12 protein-coding genes are annotated in these 18,955 nt (G+C 75.9%); 3 read left to right on the forward strand and 9 right to left on the reverse strand.

The window, feature by feature from the left end; translation table 11 throughout:
• On the reverse strand, nucleotides 1–1,915 hold a 1,915-nt coding region (locus tag ACZ619_RS44975), incomplete at its 3' end, for an AAA family ATPase (RefSeq protein ID WP_469611779.1).
• Nucleotides 1,916–2,289: 374 nt separating this feature from the next.
• Between ACZ619_RS44975 and ACZ619_RS44980 the strand changes: the two genes are divergently transcribed.
• Entirely contained in the window at nucleotides 2,290–2,964 is a 675-nt protein-coding gene (locus tag ACZ619_RS44980) for a hypothetical protein (RefSeq protein ID WP_469611780.1), read from the forward strand.
• Entirely contained in the window at nucleotides 2,961–3,278 is a 318-nt protein-coding gene (locus ACZ619_RS44985) for a hypothetical protein (RefSeq protein ID WP_469611781.1), read from the forward strand. The genes ACZ619_RS44980 and ACZ619_RS44985 overlap by 4 nt, the downstream gene beginning before the upstream one ends.
• Before the next feature lie 45 nt (nucleotides 3,279–3,323).
• Here ACZ619_RS44985 and ACZ619_RS44990 read toward each other — a convergent pair whose 3' ends face one another.
• From ACZ619_RS44990 to ACZ619_RS45025, 8 genes are all read right to left on the reverse strand, one after another.
• Nucleotides 3,324–4,073 (reverse strand): methyltransferase domain-containing protein, encoded by a 750-nt coding sequence (locus tag ACZ619_RS44990; RefSeq protein WP_469611782.1) that lies wholly within the window; start codon nucleotides 4,071–4,073, stop codon nucleotides 3,324–3,326.
• A complete protein-coding gene (locus ACZ619_RS44995; protein WP_469611783.1) occupies nucleotides 4,070–4,936 on the reverse strand; it encodes a helix-turn-helix transcriptional regulator in 867 nt (288 codons plus the stop codon). Before ACZ619_RS44995 ends, ACZ619_RS44990 begins: the two co-directional genes overlap by 4 nt.
• 161 nt (nucleotides 4,937–5,097) lie before the next feature.
• Entirely contained in the window at nucleotides 5,098–6,927 is a 1,830-nt protein-coding gene (locus ACZ619_RS45000; RefSeq protein ID WP_469611784.1) for a hypothetical protein, read from the reverse strand.
• Nucleotides 6,924–10,412 (reverse strand): DUF5682 family protein, encoded by a 3,489-nt coding sequence (locus tag ACZ619_RS45005; protein WP_469611785.1) that lies wholly within the window; start codon nucleotides 10,410–10,412, stop codon nucleotides 6,924–6,926. Before ACZ619_RS45005 ends, ACZ619_RS45000 begins: the two co-directional genes overlap by 4 nt.
• Before the next feature lie 4 nt (nucleotides 10,413–10,416).
• Nucleotides 10,417–11,574, reverse strand: a complete 1,158-nt coding sequence (locus ACZ619_RS45010) for an ATP-binding protein (protein WP_469611786.1) — start codon at nucleotides 11,572–11,574, stop codon at nucleotides 10,417–10,419.
• Nucleotides 11,575–11,618: 44 nt separating this feature from the next.
• The gene (locus ACZ619_RS45015; protein ID WP_469611787.1) at nucleotides 11,619–16,577 is read right to left on the reverse strand and encodes a hypothetical protein; all 4,959 of its coding nucleotides are present in this window, start codon (nucleotides 16,575–16,577) and stop codon (nucleotides 11,619–11,621) included.
• Nucleotides 16,574–17,428, reverse strand: coding sequence for a DUF4132 domain-containing protein (locus ACZ619_RS45020; protein WP_469611788.1), 855 nt, complete (start codon nucleotides 17,426–17,428; stop codon nucleotides 16,574–16,576). The genes ACZ619_RS45015 and ACZ619_RS45020 overlap by 4 nt, the downstream gene beginning before the upstream one ends.
• A 182-nt stretch (nucleotides 17,429–17,610) precedes the next feature.
• Entirely contained in the window at nucleotides 17,611–18,003 is a 393-nt protein-coding gene (locus ACZ619_RS45025) for a DUF5997 family protein (RefSeq protein ID WP_469611789.1), read from the reverse strand.
• An 83-nt stretch (nucleotides 18,004–18,086) separates the two neighbouring features.
• Here ACZ619_RS45025 and ACZ619_RS45030 point away from each other — a divergent pair, with 83 nt between their 5' ends.
• A complete protein-coding gene (locus ACZ619_RS45030) occupies nucleotides 18,087–18,836 on the forward strand; it encodes a LysR family substrate-binding domain-containing protein (RefSeq protein ID WP_469611790.1) in 750 nt (249 codons plus the stop codon).
• The last annotated feature ends 119 nt before the right edge of the window (nucleotides 18,837–18,955 follow it).

Genomic DNA, 18,955 nt, shown 5'->3' on the forward strand with positions numbered 1-18,955 from the left:
ACGGACATCGAGCTCGCCGCATAACCCCAGCAACACCGAACCACACCAAACCCGACAGGGGTGCCTTGACGGAAGACATAGAGGCACCCCCCCGTGCCAGCAGCGCGTAGGGGAGCAGGGCGGGCGCGTTGTCGCGGCGCATCCCCTCGATCACCGTGTCCAGCGCGCGGCGCGCGAGGTCCCCCTCGTCGGTCCAGGACAGGCCCTGCGCTGTCTCCATCGTCAGCCGACGTTCCTCGGGGCCGGTTCCGCCGTGCGGCCGGACCTCCTCCAGCAGCGCGAGCAGGGCGGTACGGCCCGCGCCCACGTCGCCGCCCAGCACCTGCGCCCGTGCGTGCATCACGGCGGCCCGCCGGCGCACGGCGTCCCGCGTGTCCTTCGCCAGCTCCTTCCCGAGCGCGGCGATTTCGCAGGCGTCGTCGATCCGCCCGTCCATCGTCGCGGGCACCACCGCGGCACCGTACAGCTGCGAGGCGCGCGAGCGGTCCACCGGCTCCACCGTCCGGGCGGCGCCGACCAGCAGCCGGTGCGCGCGGCCGGCGTCTCCCAGCCAGGTGCAGATCTGGCCGCGCAGCAGCTCGATGTCCGCGGTGAGCAACGGGTCCCGGCTGTGCGCCAGCGCCTGTTCGCACCACTCGGCGGCGTCACGCGTCGTACCGCCGTAGAACGCGTCGTGCGCCGCTTCGAACAGCCTGCGGGCCGCGTCCGCGGGGTCCGGTGACAGCTCGGCCGCCCGGTGCCAGGCCGGCGCGGCGGCCGCCGGCGCCCCGCGCTGCCGCGCCCGCCGGGCGTCGGACGCCAGCCGGGCGGCGACCGGCTCGTCCGGGCCGGGCGCGGCGGCGGCCAGGTACCAGGTCCGGAGTTCGCCCGAACTCAGGTCCGCCAGCCTTCCGTAGACCTCCAGCCGCCGGGCCGTGGCGCACTGCCCCAGCACCACAGGGCGCAGTACGGGATGCCGCAACTCGCAGGCTCCGCCCCGCAGTCGTACCAGCCCGGCCGCCTCGGCCGGGTCCAGATCGGCGGCCGTGAGCCCGTCCGAAGCCAACGCCCGTTGCAACAGCGGCCATTGCGGAGTCCGGCTGGCCGCGACGTACACCAGTGCCTCCCGGCCGCGCGGCGGCAGCATCCGCAACTGCCCGCGCCACGCCCGCTCCACCAGCGGCCCGGGCGCCTCCCACGAGTCGTCCCACGGCTCGGCGCCGCACGCCCGCGCCCGGTTCAGTGCCGCCGCGTACTCCACCAGCACCAGCGGGTTGCCGCCCGCCAGCCGCACGATCCGGCCCGCCGCCCGGTCCGCCCGGCCGAGCGCCTGGCGCCGCAACAGCGTCCAGCACTCGTCGTCCGTCAGCGGACCCAGCGTCGTGTGCGGCACACACTCCCGGACCCGGTCCTCCTCCCGGCCCCCGCGCGCCGCCATGACCAGCGCCACCCGCTCCGTGCCCAGCCGCCGGGCCACGAACTCCAGGACCTGGCGCGAGGAGGGATCGGCCCAGTGCAGGTCGTCGACGAGCACCAGCAGCGGGCGCGCCTCACCGGCCGCCGCCAGCACCCCGAGCGCGCCCGCGCACACCGCGTACGGGTTCGCCCCGGCCGCGTCCGTGTCCGTGAGCGCGAGACAGCCCTCGACGGCCCTGCGCTGCGCCGGCGGCAGCTCGCCGAAGCGGCGGCGGAGCGGCAGCAGCACATCGGCGAGCACCGCGTACGGCAGCACGGCCTCCGACTCCACCCCGCAGGCCCACAGCACCCCGACGTCCCGGCCGCGCGCGACCGCGTGGCGCAGCACCGTGCTCTTGCCGATCCCCGGCTCACCGCACAGCAGCAGCGCGCCACCCCGCCGCGGCAGGGCGTCCACCAGCCCGTTCACCAGTTCCCGCTCGGAGTGCCGGCCGACCGGGGAGTCATCCGGCGCGGGCACCGGAGCGCGGTCCGCCCCGCCCGCCGGCACGCCGGTCGTCGCCCGTTCCCTCATGACGCCCCCGTCCGCCCGCCGCCGCCCCGCGGTGGTCCGTCATCTCCCCATGCTGCCCCCGCAAGGGCGGTCGGGGAGAGCGGTCGGGACGGTCTTACGACCGCTTCCGTACGGTTTCGACCGCCCGGTGCGCCCACGGCGCGTAGGACCTGCGGGCGCATCCGGCGCCGCCCGTGCGGCGGCCGGCGTAGGCGTCCCGGCCGGTCCGCAGCTCAGGCGCCCGGCGTACCGACTCCCCGGCGGAGGCAGGGAGTTCCCCGAAGCCGCGCCAAGGGTGCTCGGCAAGACTCCCGTGTCCCCGGACCGGAAGGGCAGGAGACATGGCTGAGCAGGGACAGTTTCGGCGGGTGATCACGAACCTCACGCACGGCGGGCACGCGATCTCCGACGGCGCGGACGAGGCGGAGAAGACCGCCCAGACCCAGGAGAGCCTGAGCATGCGCGGCGCGGTGGTCCAGGGGTCCGCCGACGCCGCCGCACACGTCGGCACCACAGCCTTCGACTACTTGTTCCCCGACCTCGCGAGGAGGTTCCCGGACCGGCACCTGCCGCAGGACGATGTCGCGAAGGTGGTCAAGGCGCTGCTCGCGCTGGGCTCGGCGATGGTGGAGACCCCGGACGAGGCGGCCGCCCCGGACGAGGCGGCCGCCCCGGAACTCAACTCGCCGATCCCGCCGGTCTACACCTACTGGGGTCAGTTCGTCGACCACGACCTGACGGCCGCGACCGACCGCGACCTGGTGATCAGCATCACCGACGAGAACCCGTCGCCCGTGCCGCCGAAGGACGTGGTCAAGAAGCTGGAGAACCTGCGCATCCCGGCCCTGAACCTCGACTCCGTCTACGGCGACGGACCGTTCGCACCGCCCGTGACGACCCCGGCCTGCCCGAACGCATCAGGAACCTGCTCAAGCAACTCGCCCAGCGCAACCTCCTGCGCGGCTACCGGCCGGCCGCCCCCACCGGGCAGGCGGTGGCCCAGGCCCTCGGCGTGACCCCCCTCAGCCGCGCGGAACTGGAGCACGGCACCAGCGACCCGGTCAAGAACGCCCTGGCCGCGGGAGGCCTCTTCGAGCGGACCCCGCTCTGGTTCTACGTGCTGAAGGAGTCGGAGGTGCGGGAGCTGGGCCGGCGCCTCGGCGAGGTCGGCAGCCGCATCGTCGCCGAGACCATCGTCGGCCAGATCCGCAAGGACCCCGGCTCCTACACCCACCAGACGAGCTGGACCCCGGCCAGGGGCGTCCGCCTCCCGAACGGCCGCCCGGTACGCACCATCACCGACTTCCTCCGCTTCGCCGGCCTCCTCTGACCGAGATCGGTCACGGCGCCCGCCCCTGGCCGGCCGTCCGGCGGATCAGGCCGGCCGCACCGGCTTGCGCCAGACCGAGATGTGTTTCGTGGAGTGTCCGGTGAACGGGGCGCCGTCCCAGTCCGCCACGCGTCGTTCCAGGGCGAGGCCCGCGATGCGCGCCATCAGGTCCAGTTCGGCCGGCCACGCGTACCGGTGGCGGGAGGCGTCGCGGCGGTAGCGGCCGTCGTCGGTGTCGCGGGTCAGGTGGTGCGAGACCAGGATCTGCTCCGCCAGGTCGAAGGTGTCGAAGCCGAGGTGCCCGTCGGAGAGGTCGAACGGCACCGCCACCTGACCGGGCGCCAGCAGCCTGAGCGGCGGCACCCCTAGCTCGATCACGAACCGGCCGCCGGGAGCCAGATGCCGGGCCGCGTTGCGGAAGCACTCGACCTGTTCGTCCTGGGTGAGCAGGTTCGAGATCGTGTTGAAGACCAGGTAGACCAGGGTGAACTCACCGGGCACGGTGGCCGTCGCCATGTCGCCGATCACGACCGGCAGCGTCCGTTCGTCGGCCTTCCGGCGCAGGACGGCCGCCATGGGCCCCGAGAGCTCGATGCCCGCCACGGGCACACCGCGCTCCCGGAGCGGAACGCCGACCCGGCCGGTCCCGATCGCGAACTCCAGGGCCCGGCCGGCGCCGGCGAGTGCGGCCAGGAAGTCGACCGTCGGACCCAGCACGGCGGCCGAGCTCATGTCGGTCGACTCCGCGTCGTAGCGCTCCGCCGTCGCACGGCTCCACAGTTCGCTGCTCGTCACGGGCGGCCACTCTGCCGCGCGAACCGGGGCGCCGTCCACGCGGTTTTCTCCGGCGCGGCGGCCGGCGGCGACTGGTCCGGGCCCGGGACCAGGCCCAGCCGCTGGGCGTGCAGGACGGTGCCCAGCCGGTCGCGGGTGCCGAGCTTGCGGTAGATGTTCTCGACGTGCTTGTGCACCGTCCGCGCCGAGATGCCGAGCCGTCGGCCGATCGCGTCGGCGGTCAGCGCGTCGGTGAGCAGGTGCAGGACGGTGAGTTCACGGGGCGTCAGCGCGCACTCCGCCGCCCGCTCCTCCGGGTCGTCCGTCGCCGTCGCGGCCAGCCGCCGCCACTGCTCCAGCAGCCGGCGCTGCCCGTCGACGGCGGTCAGCAACGGCTGGGCGCGCTCGGCGATCCTCACCTCGTCGTCGGAGAAGTCCGCACCCGAGCGGTAGACCAGGCATCCCGTGATCGGCGCGACGGTGCCGGGCAGCGGGAGCGCCAGCACCTGATCGAGGTCCAGCGCGCCGCCGAGGACCCGCGCGGTCTCGCTCACCCGCCAGGCCCGGCCCACGAGCCGCCCGGCCGTGACGGGCGTACGGCCGAGGCCCGCCGCGTAGTGGTGGGCGAACGGGTAGCCCGTGCGCAGCACGTCCAGCGCCTCGTCGCCGACCCGGCCCAGGTCCGCCGCGGCCGCCGGTGACAGACCCAGCGTGCCCTTGCCCTCGCTCCATTCGTCCAGCTTGTAGATGAGCGTGTCCCCGCCGCACAGGTCGGTCAGGGCGTCACCGAGGAGCGGCCACAACCGCTCGGGCTCACGTTCGTTGAGCGCGGCCACGGCCAGCGCGGTGAGACGTTCGTAGGCCCTGTCCAGCCCGAGTACCACGAGTTCCTCTCTGCCCCTGCCCCTACGCAGTTATACGCATACCCCGGCAACAGTCAGGTGTCGCATGCTTCAACCGGGAGCCGGCACCGCGGGCGCGGGCTCCGGCCACGCGGGCCGCCGGCACGGGGGAGCGGCGGCCCGCGTCATGCCGTCGTGCGGGCTCACCCTCCCCACGCGGCCGCGCACAGCGCCCGGTCGACCTCGTCCGTGTACCGCGCCGCGGTCAGCCACGCCGTCGCGAACCGGCCGGTGTCCGCCGGCAGGAGGCGGCCGAAGGCGTCGCGCGAACGCTCCGCCGCCGCGCCGAGCAACGCGTCGAGGACGTCACCGGCCGTACCGAGACCGTTCCGGTCCAACTGGCGGGTGTCCACGGACGTGTCGCCCGGGAAGGCCAGCACCCGGCGTCCTCCCGAGGCCGCCTGCTCGACCCGGCGGCGCAGCAGGTGCAGGGGCGCCTCCTGGGGCGGCGGCACGGTGACGGACGGACCGGGCGCCGGCAGGTCCGCGTGCTGGAGCCGGTCCAGACCCAGGTCGACACGGTTCCCCGCGAGCGTCGGGTGCTCGGCCGCGAGCAGCTGGGCACGGGCGTGCGGGGCCGGTGCGAGACGGGCTGTCACACGCAGCCGGCTCCCTCCCGCGGCGGCCAGCAGCCGCAGGTTGTCGCGGTGCGGGAGCGCCGGATGGTCGTGTGCCGCCGTCAGCCGCAGCGGTGTGCCGTCGCAGTCGGCCAGCAGACAGTCGCCCGCCGCCTCGCGCACCGCGCCGACCAGCGTCACCTCCAGGAACAGCAGGTCGTGCCCGCCGCCCAGACACCGCGCCACCTGCTCGGCCACGGGCACCGCCCACAGCCGGTCCAGCGGCTCGGCCCGCCACTGCGCGCCGGACGCGCGCACCGCCCGTACCCCGGCGCCCGCGCCCAGCCGCCCGGTCGGCGACACGGTCGCCCCGGACACCGCGAGGCCCGCCCGCGACAACTCGCGGTGCGACAGCGCCGTGTCGCCGATGCGCACCGCCCGGTCGGCGGCGCCCACCGCCCGGCCGGGGCCGCCCGGGGCCACGTCCGAGACGGTGTACAGACGGCCCTCCGCATCGGCGGTCCAGGTGACGGCCCCCGCGTAACCGCTCGCGGTCAGCACCGGCTCCGAGAACAGCCCGTACAGTCGCAGCGAACCGTCCGGGGTGTACGGCTGCCGTGCGGTGCCGCGCAGCCGGGTCAGCTCCGGGCCGGTGGCGGAGGGGATGCGGTGGGCCACCGACAGGGCCTCCGTCAGGGCGGCGACGAGGTCGGTGAGCCGGAACGCCGGGTCGGCCGCGCGGGCCGCGCGCAACGCCGTGACCACGGAGACCGCCGCCGCGGCGGCCCGGGGGAGCCCCGCGAGGCGCGCGGTGTGGGCGGCGCGCAGCAACTCGGCCTGGAGCACGGCGCCGGCACCGTCCGTACCGGCGTCGAGCACCGCGGCCCCGGCCGCGAACAGGGCTCGCGCGGCCGCGTGCTGGGCGGGGGTCGCGGACGACTCGGACTCCGGCTCGGATTCGGACACCTCTGACACGGGTGCGCCGTGGGTCGGCTTCGGGGGACCTCCGGACGCGGACGCGGATGCAGCCGAGGAGGCGGATGCAGTCGAGGAGGCGGATGCAGTCGAGTCCGGGGCCGAGTTCGGGTCCGGGTCCGGGGCCGTGGCTGAGGGTGCCGTGTCCGTGTCCGCGACCGGTGCCGCCGAAGCCGCCGCCGCCCGGTGCAGGCAGTCCGGGGCCAGCAGACAGCCGCAGCGGATGGCCGCCACGTCCGCCACCACGCCCCCGGGGGCGTGCAGTTCGAGCTGCGACCCCTCGTCGTCGACGGTCATGCGTACCGTGTCGCCGTCCCGGACGACCGGGCGGTCCGCCAGCTTGGCGACCCCCGCGTCCAGCCGCTTGCGCAGCCGGGGCGTCAGCGCCGCGACCAGCTCTGCGGTCACCGCCGGTGCGACGGCGGGCAGTTCCGTGCTCATGCGATCTTCTCCCCTACCCAGCGGGCCAGTTCGAGCGGACTGAGGGCGGCCACCGGCATCCCGGCGCCGACCAGCTGTCCCGCGACCCCGGTGGAGTAGCGGGGGCGCCCCGAGTCGTCGAGGCTCGCACAGCCCAGGACGTGACAGCCCGCCCCGACCAGCGCCCGGACCTCGGCGAGCAGTCCGCCGACCGGATAGCCCTCCTCGAAGTCGCTGACCACGACCACGAGCGTGCGGGACGGCACGGTCACCAGCTCCCGCGCGTGCCGCAGCCCGGCGGCGATGTGGGTGCCGCCGCCGACACTGACCTCCAGCAGCAGCGACAGCGGGTCCTCGACGTGGTCGGTCAGGTCGATGACCTCGGTGGAGAAGGCCAGGAAGTGCGTCGACAGGGTCGGCACCCCGGCCAGCACCGAGGCGGTGAGCGCCGCCCAGACCGTCGACGCCTCCATCGAGCCCGACACGTCGGTCACCAGGATCAGCCGCCAGTCCGCCGCCCGCCGTGCCCGGGTCCGGAAGACGGGACGCTCCGGGATCACCTGGACCGTGCCGTCGGCGGCGCGGCGCGCGGTGGCCAGGTTGGCCCGCAGCGTACGGGGCAGGTCGAGGCCGCCGCCCGGGCGCCGGCTGGGGCGCGGCAGGGCGGTGCCGTGCAGCGCGGGACGCAACCGGGTGGCCAGCTCCCGCGTCAGCGCGTCCACCAGCCGCCGGACCAGCGGGCGCAGCGCGGCCAGCCGGGCCTCGGGCAGCCCGCCCGCGTGCCGCAGCACCGACCGCAACAGGTCCACCGAGGGCCGCACCCGCTCCGGATCGAGCTCGGCCAGCACGTCCTGGCGGCCCGTCGAGGCGGCCGCCGCGAGCACCTCCTCCCGGATGCCCGGCCCGAACAGCGCGGCCAGCTCCTCCGACCACTCCCGCACCCCCGGATACGGCGCCTCACGGCCGCGCCCGCCGACGAGGTCGCCCCGGCTGCCCTCGCCGCGCCCGCTGCCGTACAGCTCGTCCAGCGCGGTCGCCAACGCCCTCGCGGACTGGGGCAGCCGGTCGGCGCGGCGGCCGAGCAGCAGCCGCCAGCGGTCGGCGGGGGAGAGGCGGTTCGCCTCCGTGGCCGGGGCGGTGACCACGGTTCCCGGCTCGGGGAGTTGTGCCCGGGGCGGGGGCAACAGGCCCAGTGCGCGCAGGTTTTCACGGGCGGCGAGGTCCGCGTGGGTCCATGTGGCCAGCGCCACCGGGTCGATCGCTCCGGTGTCGGCCACGCGGTCGGTGCCCAGACGTGCCTCGACGCCGGTGAGCAGGCGCTCGCGGTCGGCCGGGCTCAGCGTGTCGAAACCGCCGCGCAGGGCGGGAAGCCGGTCGAGGAAGTCCCGGTCGGACAGCTCCGCCACCCGGTTCACGAGGGGTTCCAGCGCCGGTGCGGCCGACTCCAGCAGCCGCCCGGCGGCCGCCAGCAGCCCGGCCAGCCGAGCCGTCAGGGCCGTCCGCGAGTCGGCGTCGACGGCCCCGTCCACCCAGGAGGCGACCCGGCCGCCGAAGTCCTCCGGATCCTCCTGGCCGAGCAGCACACGTACGGCTCCGGCGGCACCCCGCATCAACGGCGAGCCGCCGGCCGCCAGCCGGGCCAGCGCGTCCGTGAGCCGGATGCCGCCCAACAGGTCCGCCCGGTGGGCGAGTTCCAGCAGGGCCCGGGCGTCCGCCGGGTCCTCGGAACCGGTGAGCCCGTCCACCTGGCGCACCGCGGCGGAGGTCAGCAGCTCGGCGACGGCGACGACCTCGGCCGTACGGTCCCCGTCCGCGTCGAGCCCCGCGATGTGACCGGCCCGCAGCCGGTCCAACAGGGCCAGCCCGGCGAGGAGTTCCGGCAGGGTGCCGGAGTCCGGGAGCACGTCGGCGCTGTCGCCGAGCCGTTCGTCCACGAGCCCGGGCAGACCGCACCGGGCCGCCTGCTCCAGGCCGTCGAGCACCTGGGCGGCCGTCGGTCCGCCGGCGTCCCGCTCCCTGCGGCTCAGCTCGCGCAGCAGCCCCTCCGCCGCCTGGACCAGGGTGACGCCACGGACCCCGGCCGCCGTCAGCATCGCCGCCGTGGCCGGTGTCCAGCGGACCTCCCAGCGGGAGGTGAGCGCGTCGGCGCCGCCGGTACCGGTCACCGCCCTGGACTCGGCGTACGGCACCGAGCACAACTCCAGTCGCCGCAGCAGCAGTTCGCGGCGGCGGTCCAGGTCCGAGCGGAGCGGGTCGAGCCGGAGGTCGCGGGCCGCTGCGGAGCCGCCGTCCGCCGGGCCGGGCAGGTCGAGTTCGGCGAGCTCGGCCTCCACGTCGGGGGCGAGACCGCTGCGGGGCGCACCGGGGGCCGGGCGGCCGAAGCGGTTGCCCACCAGCACGCTCTCCATCGCCCTGGCGACGGCCCGGCCCCTGCCGTACGGCTCGCCCTGCGCCAGGACCGTCTGGACGGCCTCGACCAGCTCGCCGCGGCCCGCGGCCGGGAGGCCGCGGAGGCGGGCGAGGTCACCTGCCAGGCGGGTGATCTCCCTGGCGTCGGCCGGGCCCGAGGGGTGGCCCTGCGAGCGGAGCTCCGCGCAGATGCGGACGGCGGCCCGGGTCAGCGTGTCCGCCAGGACCGCAGGGTCGCCGGCCGCTTCGAGGACCATGTGCTGCCACTCGGGGTCGCGGATGCCGGCCGGGTAGCCGGAGCGCTCGTCCAGAAGGGCGTACGTGTAGGGGATGAGGGAGGTGGTCCACGCGGCCGCCGACGGTCCGGGGCCGGTCCCGGCCACGGGCCGGGAGCCGCTCCCCGGACGCGGCTCCGCGTCCCCGGACGGTCCCACCAGCGCCGGGGTGTGGAAGGCGCCGACCACCAGAGCCGCCCGCTCGCCGCCCTTCGTCGCCTCGGCCAGCCGGGCCCGCATCCACTCCTCGCGCCGCAGATCCACCTCCGGCACGGTGGACTCCGCCCGCAGCGCCCACCCCGTCAGCAGCGCCGCCCGGCGCAGCGCCTCCGGTGTGGAACCCGGCGCGGCGGCCTCCACCAGGCGGTCCCACAGGTCGTCGCCCGGACGGCCCGTCAGCTGGGAGCGCAGGGCGGCCGAGAGACGGCCCGGGCCCTGCGCCGCGGTGTCCCGCTCCCGCCACCCGCGGTCCGCCAGAGGCAGATCGCAGGCGACCGTCGGCACCCCGCTCCGCGCGGCCCACCGCACCGCCGCCAGCTCGGGGGAGAACTCGGCGAACGGGTAGAACGCCGGGCCGCCGCTGCCGTCGGGCGGTGCCGCGGCCAGGGCCACCGGGGCCCGGGTGTCCTCGTGGGCCAGCCACGGCAGCCAGTCCTGGAGTTCCGCCGGCAGCTCCACGAGCAGCACGTCCGGCTTCGCGGCGTCCAGCAGCGCGGGCACGGCCGCGGCCAGCGAGGGCGCGTGGTGCCGGACACCGATCAGGAACGGTGCCGCCGGGTCGGTGAGGGCCGCGAGGGCCTCGTCGGGGGTGGTGGGGTGCACGGTGTCAGGCCTCCAGGACCGTACGCAGGTCCCACAGGGTGCGCCAGGTGGCCGAACCCTGCTCCGCGCGCCGTCGCACCGGACCGTCCCAGTAGCCGCGCAGCCGGGCCGCGTCGGCCGGGTCGTCCTTGCGCACGACGCCGAGCAGATGGCCCGGGAGCAGGCCGAGGACGTCCCGGTCACCGGGGAAGTAGGCCGAGGCCAGAGCCAGCGCGCCCGCCACCGACACCGCCTCCGCCGTGCTCATCACGGTCGACGGACGCTCCACCTCCCAGCCCTCCGCGGACCGTCCCTCGCGCAGGTCGCGGAAGGCGGTGACCAGGGCCTCCAGCACCGCGTCGTCGACCTGGAAGGGGGCCCCGGCCCGCTCCACCGACGCCCGCGCCTGGCCCCGCACCAGCGCGGTCTCGGCGTCGAGGTCCGGGATCGGGCCCACGGTCTCGAAGTTGAAGCGCCGCTTGAGCGCCGCCGACATCTCCGAGACGCCCTTGTCCCGCAGGTTGGCGGTGGCGATGAGGTTGAAGCCGGGGGCCGCGTGGGCCAGCGCGTCGTCGGTGCCGGACAGTTCGGGCACCGCGATGCGCCGCTCGGACAGCAGCGACACCAGCGAGTCCTGGACCTCCGGCAGGCAGCGGGTGACCTCTTCGACGCGGGCGAGGGCGCCACGGGACATCGCGGTCAGGACGGGGGACGGGACCAGGGCCTGCCGGCTGGGGCCCTGGGCGAGCAGCAGGGCGTAGTTCCAGCCGTACTTGAGCTGGTCCTCCGTCGTCCCCGCGGTGCCCTGCACGACCAGGCCGCTGGTGCCGCACACGGCGGCGGACAGCAGCTCGGACAGCATCGACTTGGCGGTACCGGGTTCGCCGACCAGCAGCAGACCCCGCTCGCCCGCGAGGGTCACCACACAGCGCTCGACCAGGGCCCGGTCGCCGACGAACTTGCCCTCCACCGTCAGACGGCGCGGCACGCCCTCCGGCGCCACGGCGTCGTCGGGCAGCTTCAGCGCCTGGCCGCCGCTGCCCATCACGAAGGTGACGACGGCCCGGGGCGTGAGCCGCCAGGCGGGCGGGCGCGGCCCGGCGTCGTAGGCGGCGAGGAAGGCCAGTTCGGTGGCGTACCGGTCCTCGGGCGGGACGATCTGGCGGAGGGGAGCGGCGCTCATCGGCGGTTGTCCTTCGGTGGTGCGGATGGTGGTACGGATCGTGGTCATCGGCGGCCTCTGCGGGTGGCGCGCGTCGTCAGCTCCTCGTAGGCGGGCGCGTCCCCGGCCCGGACCCGCTCCCAGGCGCGGGCGAACAGCTCCGGCACCGGGACCAGCGGGAGGGCGCGGTTGCCGTCGGGGACCGGGTAGAGGCCTTCCTTCCAGGTCTCCACCGGCAGCGCCGGGGCCTTCAGGTCGCGCCAGCCGCAGGGCAGGAACAGGGTGCGCCCGGCCCGGGGCCGCTTCGCCTCCACGGCCAGGTCGGTCGCCGCCAGCTCGGCGCGCGCCTTCTTCATACGGGCGGGCTTCCAGCCGGTCCAGCGCGCGCAGTTGCGGTCGGTCGGGTCGGGCAGCGCCAGCAGCTGGAGGTAGAGCGCCGCCGCGTCCGCGCCGAGGCCCCGCGCCGCCGCGACCTCGGCGACCAGCGCGGGCACGCCGACCGTGGGGTCCTGGGCGTGCCCCGCGGGCCCGTCGGCCGCGAGCGCGCCGGCGAGGTCCTCGCCGAGAATGGTCCGCAGCGTCCGCGGCCCGGCTCCCCGGCCCGGACCGACCAGGCCTTCGAGGAGCCCGAGGACCGGGTCGTCCGGGCCGCTCAGCGCGGCCGGCCGCAGCAGCACGGTCTCCATGTCCGAGTACCAGGGGCGCAGCACCAGCGCGTCCCCGGCCCGCGTCAGACCGTGCGCGTCGCCGCCCCCGGTCGTGGGCAGGCCGTACGCCTTGCGCAGCTCGACGGCGGTCGGGCCGCCCTTCTCCGTCCACTTGACGTCGATGTCGAGCAGCAGCTCCGGGTCGGTCAGCCGGCGGCGCAGCGCGGCCAGGCCCGCCGGCAGCGCGGCCCGCAGCGGATGACCGTACGGCAGCACGTACGCCAGCGCGGCGAGGCTCTGCACGGCCCCGGTCAGCGAGTGCTGTCCGGGCACCGCCGCGGGGTCCGCGGGCACCAGGTCGCCGTCCTTGTCGGGGCGCAGCACGGTGGTGCGGCTGAGCCACGCGGTGCGCGCGGGGTTGAGCACGGCCTCGGCGTACCTGCTGCCCGTCCCGGCGAGATCGGCGCTGAGGTCCTCCGGCAGGCGCACCAGGGTGCCCAGGCGCTCGGCCCACAGCCGGCCCGCCGCCGCGGTGTCCGGTCCCGTCGTCCACAGGTCGGCCGGGTCGTCCGGCAGCAGCGCGCCGAGCAGGGCCCGCCGGTCCTCCACGGCGAGCGAGTTCAGCAGTTCGGCGCCGAACTCCCGCTGGCGGGGCTTCAGTCCGATCACGGCCAGGCCCTCGGCGGCCGGCGCCTCCGGCAGTCCGGCCAGCAGCACGGTGGCCTGGAGGACGCCGAGCCCGCCGTCCGTCGCCGCCACCAGCGCCTCGGGAGCGTCGGCGGACCAGGGCGCGCCGCCCTTCTCCCGGACCAGCCGGGTCAGTTCGGCGAGGCGGTCCGCCGGGATGCCCGGGGCGTACCTGGTCTCGGCGGCCAGCGTGAAGTCCCCGACCGGGCCGAACGCGCCGGACGGGTCGTGGTCCAGGGCCAGCCAGTGGACCCGGCCCTGCGCGTGGTCGACGGACTGGCAGCCGAGCACGACCACCGTACGGCCGCCGCGGCGCAGCACCTGCCCCGTCCGCTGCTGCTTGTCGTGCCGCTCGGTCAGCACGATCTCGCGCAGCGTGTGCCCGAGCCCCGGCAGCGGACCCTCGGTCAGCGCCTCGAACAGCAGGCGCAGCGGCTCCCGTCGCTCGTCGTCGAGGGCGGGCGAGGCGGCCCGGAGGGCGAGCGGCCGCAGGACCCCCAGGAGCGGCGGCCACACCATCCCGATACCGGGGACCGTGTGCTCCTCGCTCCGCCAGCCGTCACCGACGACGAGCCGGTCGCGGCCGGGCAGCGGCTTGCCGTCGGCGGCCTTCCCGGACAGCACGTGGTTCACCGCGCGGATCTGCCGCAGCGTGTTCCAGTCCCGCTGCCACGAGTTCTGGAGCCCGGCGATGCCCGACACGGCGTGCGCCAGGGTCCGGTCCTCACCGTGCTTCGGCCGGTAGTCGGCGAACATGCCCGCGGTCCGCTGCCGGGGCTGCTCCGGCCGCTCCTTCGGGGGCGTCACCAGGGCCGTGGTCGCCTCGGCGACGCGCAGCGCGGCACGGACCAGAGAGGTGACACCGCGCAGCAGCCGCCGGTCGGTCAGTCCGGGCAGCGCCTTCGCCACGGCGGCCGAGGCGACCGCGTCGGCGCCCGGGACGGCGGCCCTGGCCCGCTGGTCCTGGCCCGCGCGGGTCACCGCCTCCTGCCGTTCGGCGAGCGCCGCCGCCGTGACCCGCACCAGCTGCCGGGCCGACTCGTCGGTCAGGGCCCGCAGCACGGCCGACCCGCGCTCGTCGCGCGGTCGCAGCGCGTGCCAGAACGCGACCGGCGGCACCAGCCGGGTGCCGGCCGCGTACGACCCGCCGGACTCGCCGAAGGAGACCCGCCCGAGCTCGGTGCCGTCCGCCGCGTGCAGGGCCACGCTCTGGTACATCTGCGCGGCGATCGGCTCGGCCCCGCCCGGCATCCGCAGCGCGCCCAGCGGCACCCCCGGGACCCGGCCGCCGAGGCCCGCCCGCAGGGTCGCCGTCCGGCCGTCCGGCGTGCCGGAGGTCGTCGTGGCCTCGGCGCCCTCGCCCTCCGTGCGCACCCACCGCCCGAGCACCGTGCCGTCGGTGCCGAACGGGCTGTTCTCCAGGCCGGGGCGCAGCGGCAGCACCTCGCAGGAGCCGTGCCGGAGCGAGGTGCCCTCGCGGACGGCCGACGCCAGCAGCGCGGGCAGCGAGGCCCGGCCGTGCTCACCGCTCACCGGGTCGTACTCCAGCCACACCGTCTGCCTGCCGTGCCGGCCCTGGCGCCAGTACGTGGTGCCGTCCCCCAGGATCGGGCGGCTCGGCGGCAGCACCGTGTCCCCCGCGTGCAGGGTGCGGCCGCCGGTGGCGGTGCCGCCCCCCGGCAGCGGTATCGAGGCGTTGGCCGCGTCCATCCCGGACCACCAGCCGGGGATCTGCTCGCCGCCGACCGTGAAGACGTCCGACGGCCGCGACGACCAGTAGCCGTACTGCTTCGAACCCTGCCGCCACATCACCAGCAACTCGCCGTCCGTGTACCGGAACCGGGGCCGCTGCCAGCGGTCCAGCTCGATGGGCAGCCGCAGTTCGTGGGTGAGCAGCAGCCCCTCGGGGCCGACGACGACCGCCTTGTGCCCGCGCGCCAGGATCAGCGCGGGCCACGCCTCGGTCACCGCAAGGGAGTTGTCCCCGTCCTTGTCCTTGCGGACCTCGCCGTCGAGCAGTTCCAGCGCCTGGTCCAGGGCGGTCCAGCCCAGCTCGTCGAGGACACCGGCGCGCAGCGTGCGGCCGAGCACCGGGACGATGTCGTACTCGGTCAGCCGGCGCACGGCGAGGGCGCTCTTGCCCAGCACCGACCGGAACGGGCGCAGCCGGTCCAGTTCGGCGTCGACCCCGGGCAGCCCGGTGGCGGAGGCGAACGCGGCCGTCGTCTCCTGGAGCCAGTCGACCAGCACTGCGCCGAGGACCGGGTGCTGCGCCACCTTCGGCAGGTCGGTGCCCTGCCGCTTGCCGAGCGCGTCGACGGCCTGGAACAGCAGGGTGCGGTACCGGGGTTCGGCCGCGGTGGCCGTCAGGTCGCGCTGCCCGGGCCGCTCGTCGCGCAGCCAGTTGCCGAGGGGCAGGCTGATGTCCGTGTCCGGGACGGTCAGCGGGATCCGCTCGGCCACGCACAGGTCGAGCAGGTCGATGTCGGCGCCGTTCTGCCAGCGCCCGGTGAAGATGTCGACGGGCCGGCCGGCCGCGCGCAGCCGGGGCGCCATCCGCCCGACGAGCGCCAGCGTGGCCGCGGAGCGGTTCGAGAACGCCGCCCCGTGCTTGCGGTGCGCGGCCCAGCGGCTGAGCCAGTCCGCCGCGTCGGTCTCCGCGTGCCCGTCCTGCGCCCCGGCCTCGCCGGTGAGCAGCAGGTCGGCCCCGCACTCGGCCAGCAGCGCCAGCCAGAACTCGTCGTCCGCCGCCTCCCGGCCCAGGCCCGCCGGCATGATCTCCAGCAGCCGCGCCCGTACCTCGGGCCGGCGCCCGGCCAGCGCCGGCAGCACGGCGCGGTAGGCGTTCCAGAAGGAGGCGGGCGCCCGTACGGCGGCCGGGGAGGCGAGCAGGTCGGCGACCAGGGCGCACTCCTCGGTCTCCAGGTCCAGCTTCGCCGCCTTGACCAGCCCGCGCGCGTCCTGCGGCAGCGAGGCGTACGGCGCCATCCCCGCCGCGCAGCGCTCCACCGTCAGCTGCCGGAACTGCGCCCAGGCGGTGGCCGGTTCGAGCCGCCGCGCGAGGTCCTTCACATACTCCTTGAGGGCCTTGACCGTGAGCGCCCCGGCGAACGCGAACTCCAGGAACACCGCCCGCTGCCGCTCCTCGTCCACCACGAGGGCGTGCACCCGCTCGGCCTCACGGGCCTTGCCGAAGAAGGCCGCCGCGTACGTCGTGTTCTCGTACTGGAGGAAGACCCGCGCGGCCTGCTCGTAGAACGTGGGCAGGAAGTGCGGCACCGCCCGGCCCAGCCGCTCGCCGAGCGCCTCGAAGCCCTCCTTGGCGTTGCCCGGCTTGGACTTGGCCTGCCGGGCCAGCCGCTCGACGTCCTTGACCAGCGCCAGCGCGTGATGGCCGTTGGCCGGGTCGTTGACCAGCGCCCAGGCCGGGAAGCCGAGCGTCTCGCGGCGCACCTGGCCGATCTCCGGCGCCTGCGGCTCCCGGGCCAGGCCGAGGAACTCCAGGGCGAGGTCCTCGGCCTCGCCCAGGGTGCCCGGCACCAGGCGCACCACGGCGCGCTCGTCCAGCGCGGGGTGCGTGTACGTACGGGCGGTCAGGACGTCGGCGTCCTCGCGCCCGGTCGTGCCCGGGGGCAGGATCGCGCCCGCGTCGAGCAGCGCGGCCGTGGTGGTCTCGTCGTACGTGCTCATGCCGCCCGCTCCTCGTCCTCGATGTCCCGCCCGGCGTACAGCGACGCCGCCATCCGCATGCCCTCCGACCAGGCGACCGGCCCGACCTGGCCGAGCCGCAGCGTCCGCCCCGCCGGATCGGTCCACCCCAGCGGACCGGTCTCGGTCTCGTAGTAGCCGTCGAAGTCACCGACCCAGACCCGGGCTTCCACCCCCCGGCCCTCCTCCAGCACGGAGCACACCGCGTACCCACCGCGCACGCGGTACCCCAGCTGGGTGGCCCTGCCGTGCAGGAACCGCAGCTCCTTGAACACCCCGCCGGCGTACTCGTCGACCTGGACGGCCTCCGCGTCCAGCGCGGCCGGGCGGTGCCAGACCTCGCGGAACAGCTGCTGCGCCTTCTGCTCGACACCGAGCTCCACGGCGAACTCCCGCAGCTCCTCCAGGTCTTCGAGGAGCACCGGGTGCGGCAGCCGGACCAGTTCGGGGGCGATGCGCACGGTGTCGCCGTCGAGGTCGACCAGACCGAGCCCGCGTCCGTCGTCGGCGTCCCGCAGGAACCCGGCGACCTCGCCGTCGGCACCTGTGACCACCAGGTCGCGCAGCGCCGCCTGCCAGGCCGGGTCCGGCCAGACCCGGGTCAGGACCGCCAGCGGCACCGGCAGCGAGCGGGTCATCCACCGCTCCACATCGGCCAGGCACTGCCGCTCGTGGCGCTCCAGCCACTCGGTGAGCTGCCGCAGCCCCGTCACCGCCGGATCGTCCGCCAGCTTGGCGGGCACGGACTTCAGCCGCCGCCCCGCCGCGTTGCGGCAGACCACCTTTCCGTTCTCCAGGGCTACCTCGTAGTCCCCTGCCGTCACCCACCCCATGCGTGCCTCCCCGCACCGCAGTGATCAAGTAGTGGGGACTGTAGGCGAGGCCACTGACAACGGGTCTGGCCGGGCCCGTCCGGGTCTGTCCCGGACGGGCGGCCGGGGTACGGCGACGGCCCCGGTCCGAGGGCGGGAGCGCCTGGACCGGGGCCGTGCGGAAAGCCGTGCGGGGCGGGGGGTCAGGCCTGCCCCGACTCCTTCTCGCGCTTCAGGTTCTTCAGGCGCACGGTCTCCTTGCGGACGTCCGCCTGCGTGGCGCGCTCCTTCTCCAGCCACTCGGGCCGCTCCTGCTTGAGCGCCTCGATCTGCTCGGTGGTGAGCGCCTCCGTCACCCCGCCGCGCGCCAGGCCCGCGATGGACACGCCCAGCTTGGCCGCGACCACCGGACGCGGGTGCGGACCGTTGGCCCGCAGGTCGAGCAGCCACTGCGGCGGAGCGGCCTGGAGTTCGCCCAGCTCGGCGCGCGAGACGACCCCCTCCTGGAAGTCGGCGGGCGTGGCGGGCAGGTACACGCCCAGCTTCTTCGCCGCGGTCGCGGGCTTCATCGTCTGGGCGGTCTGGTGCGAACTCATGAGGTCAAGGGTATCGGCCGGGCGCGGGGACGCCGACCACGACCGATGCCGGGCGGCCGGCCGCGGCCGGTTAACCTTGCCTGGTGACAGGCTCGGAGGAAACACCGTCGTTCAGGCTCGCGTACGTCCCCGGCGTGACGCCCGCCAAATGGGTGCGGATCTGGAACGAGCGCCGGCCCGGTGTCCCCCTCGCGCTCGCCCAGGTCCCGGCCGCCCAGGTCCCCGACCTGCTGCGCGCGGGCGACGCGGACGCGGGTCTCGTACGGCTGCCCGTGGACCGTACGTTCTTCAGCGCGATCCCCCTGTACACCGAGACCACGGTGGTCGTCGTCCCCAAGGACCACGTGATCACGGCGGCCGAGGAGGTCACTGTCGCCGACCTCGCCGACGAGGTCCTCTTCCACCCCCTCGACGACGTCCTCGGCTGGGACGCGCCGCCCGGCGAGCCCGCGTTCGAGCGGCCCGCGACCACCGAGGACGCGGTGGAACTGGTCGCCGCCGGGGTCGGCCTGCTGGTCGTCCCGCAGTCGCTGGCCCGCCTCCACCACCGGCGGGACCTCACCTACCGCCCGCTCACCGACGCGCCGCAGTCGACCGTCGCCCTGTCCTGGCCGGAGGAGGCCACGACCGACATGGTCGAGGACTTCATCGGCATCGTCCGCGGCCGTACGGTCAACAGCACCCGCGGCCGCCAGACGCAGGAACCGGCCGACCGGTCCCAGCAGCCGCGGTCGGGCCGGGCCCGAGCGACGTCGGGGAAGCCCGCGAGGCCCGCCAGGTCGCCGAAGCCCGCGAAGCCCGCGAAGCGCGGCAAGCCCCGCCGGCGTTCGTAGACCGGGGGAGAACCGGGGTGGTGGCCGCCCCCGTTATGTTCTTCGCGGCTCCGCAATGGGGCCGCTGGCCTCCGGGCCCGGCATGACTGTGTCCCCCTGTCGAACGGATGACCTGGGGG

The sequence above is a fragment of the Streptomyces sp. NPDC104367 genome (genome assembly GCF_055583825.1).

Bases quoted from the DNA above. Each gene is read 5' to 3' on its own strand.
- ACZ619_RS45025 (WP_469611789.1), bottom strand. From the start codon at position 18,003: ATGAGTTCGCACCAGACCGCCCAGACGATGAAGCCCGCGACCGCGGCG.
- ACZ619_RS45010 (WP_469611786.1), bottom strand. From the start codon at position 11,574: ATGAGCGCCGCTCCCCTCCGCCAGATCGTCCCGCCCGAGGACCGGTAC.
- ACZ619_RS45000 (WP_469611784.1), bottom strand. From the start codon at position 6,927: ATGAGCACGGAACTGCCCGCCGTCGCACCGGCGGTGACCGCAGAGCTG.
- ACZ619_RS44980 (WP_469611780.1), top strand. From the start codon at position 2,290: ATGGCTGAGCAGGGACAGTTTCGGCGGGTGATCACGAACCTCACGCAC.
- ACZ619_RS45020 (WP_469611788.1), bottom strand. From the start codon at position 17,428: ATGGGGTGGGTGACGGCAGGGGACTACGAGGTAGCCCTGGAGAACGGA.
- ACZ619_RS45015 (WP_469611787.1), bottom strand. From the start codon at position 16,577: ATGAGCACGTACGACGAGACCACCACGGCCGCGCTGCTCGACGCGGGC.